Genomic DNA, 2,486 nt, shown 5'->3' on the forward strand with positions numbered 1-2,486 from the left:
ATCATTGACCTCGGTTTCCAATGCCGTGGGTGGCACGGTCGCCCTGAATGTGAACGGGGACGTGATGTTCACGCCCACTGCCAACTTCAACGGGCCAGCCAGCTTCGACTACACCGTCATCGACGGACAAGGTGGCACGGCCACCCAGACAGTGACGGTGAACGTTGCCCCGGTGAACGACGCGCCGGGGGCGGGCGTCGACAGTACCTCGACCTTGGAAGATACGGCGGTGACGATTCTGGCCTCCAGTTTGCTTGCCAACGACAGTGACATCGATGGCAATCCGCTGACGCTAACTGCGGTTGGTAATGCGATTGGCGGAACGGTCGCCCTTGACGTGAACGGGGACGTAGTGTTCGCGCCCACGGTGAACTTCAACGGGCCAGCCAGCTTCGACTGCACCGTCATCGACGGACAAGGTGGCACGGCAACGCAGACGGTGACGGTGAGCGTCGCCCCGGTGAACGACGCACCGATTGCCACAGCGGATTCAGTCTCCACTGCCGAGGACACGGCGGTAACGATCTTGGCGTCGAGTCTGTTGGCAAACGACAGCGACGTCGACGGTAATCCGCTGACGCTGACTGCAGTGGGCAACGCGGTCGGCGGAACGGTCGTCCTTGATGTGAACGGGGACGTAGTATTCACGCCCACGGCGAACTTCAACGGCGCTGCCAGCTTCGACTACACCGTCATCGACGGACAAGGTGGCATGGCAACCCAGACGGTGATGGTGAACGTCGCCCCGGTCAATGATGCGCCGGTGGCGGGCGCCGACACGGCTTCGACCGCCGAGGACACGGCGGTGACCATCCTGGCCTCCAGTTTGCTTGCCAACGACGGCGACGTCGACGGCAACCCGCTGACGCTGACTGCGGTGGGCAACGCGGCCGGCGGAACGGTCGCCCTGAATGTGAACGGGGACGTGGTGTTCACGCCCGATGCCAACTTCAACGGTGCCGCCAGCTTCGATTACACGGTTTCCGACGGCCAAGGTGGCGCGGCCACCCAGACAGTGACGGTGAACGTTGCGCCTGTGAATGACGCGCCGGTGGCGGGCGCCGATGGCGCCTCGACCTCGGAGGACACGGCGGTGACGATTCTGGCCTCCAGTTTGCTTGCCAACGACAGTGACATCGATGGCAATCCGCTGACGCTGACTGCGGTGGGCAACGCGGTCGGCGGAACGGTCGCCCTTGATGTGAACGGGGGCGTGGTGTTTACGCCTAACGCTAACTTCAACGGCGCGACAACGTTCGATTATACGGTTTCCGACGGCCAGGGCGGCGCGGCCACCCAGACAGTGACGGTGAATGTCGCGTCCGTGAACGACGCGCCAATTACCATAACGGATTCAGTGTCCACTGCCGAGGACACGGCGGTAACGATCACTACGTCGAGCTTGCTTGCCAACGATACGGATATCGATGGCGGCGCGTTGAGCCTCACTTCGGTTTCCAATGCCGTTAGCGGCACGGTGGCTCTGGACGCCTCCGGCAACGTAGTGTTTACGCCAGCAACCAACTTCAACGGCGCGGCAACGTTTGATTACACGGTCTCCGACGGTCAAGGTGGGACCGCCATTCAGACGGTGACGGTTGACGTCGCCCCGGTCAACGACGCGCCGATTGCCGGGGTCGATGTGGCTTCGACGACGGAAGACGCTTCGATCACGATCCTGACTTCAAGTCTGCTTGCCAACGACGGCGACGTGGACGGCAACCTGCTGACGCTGACTGCGGTCTCCAACGCGATTGGCGGAGTGGTGGCCCTGAACGCGGCCGGCGACGTGGTGTTTACGCCGATGGCCAACTTCAACGGCGCGGCTGCCTTCGACTATACAATCTCCGACGGCATGGGCGGCACCGCCACTTCTACCGTCACCGTCGATGTGGCGGCGGTGAATGACACTCCGGTGGCTGTTGCCGACACGGCGGTCACCGCTGAGGACACGCCGGTGACGATCTCCGCTGCTTCGCTGCTGGCTGACGACACAGACATTGATGGTGATGTTCTATCATTGACCTCGGTTTCCAATGCCGTTAACGGCACGGTGGCTCTGGACGCCTCCGGCGACGTGGTGTTTACGCCGACCGCCGACTTCAACGGCGCGGCAATGTTCGATTACACGGTCTCTGATAGCCAGGGCGGCGCGGCCACCCAGACGGTGACGGTGGACGTCGCCCCTATGAACGACGCGCCTGTTGCCGGGGTCGACACGGCTTTGACCACCGAGGATACGGCGGTGACGATCCTGGCCTCCAGTTTGCTTGCCAACGACAGTGACACGGACGGCAATCCGCTGACGCTGACTGCGGTTGGCAACGCCGTGGGTGGCACGGTTGCCTTGGATGTGAATGGCAACGTGGTATTTACGCCCACGGCGAACTTCAACGGCGCGGCTGCCTTCGACTATACAATCTCCGACGGCATAGGCGGCACAGCCACTTCTACCGTCACCGTCGATGTGGCGGCGGTGAATGACA

Annotated in this window: 1 protein-coding gene and 1 pseudogene (1 of these 2 running past the window's edge); both read left to right on the forward strand. The window is 62.6% G+C overall.

The annotated features are described in order from the left end of the window. Positions 1-270: the end of a hypothetical protein gene (locus A3H92_12670; protein ID OHC73613.1), read on the forward strand. It extends 6,471 nt beyond the left edge of the window; only the last 270 of its 6,741 coding nucleotides appear in the window; its start codon lies beyond the left edge, outside the window; it ends in the stop codon at positions 268-270. Continuing rightward, positions 230-2,486, forward strand: a pseudogene (locus tag A3H92_12675) (hypothetical protein). The gene A3H92_12670 and the pseudogene A3H92_12675 overlap by 41 nt, the downstream one beginning before the upstream one ends.

It is taken from the genome of Rhodospirillales bacterium RIFCSPLOWO2_02_FULL_58_16 (assembly GCA_001830425.1).
Classification (GTDB): Bacteria; Pseudomonadota; Alphaproteobacteria; order Rhodospirillales; family 2-02-FULL-58-16; genus 2-02-FULL-58-16.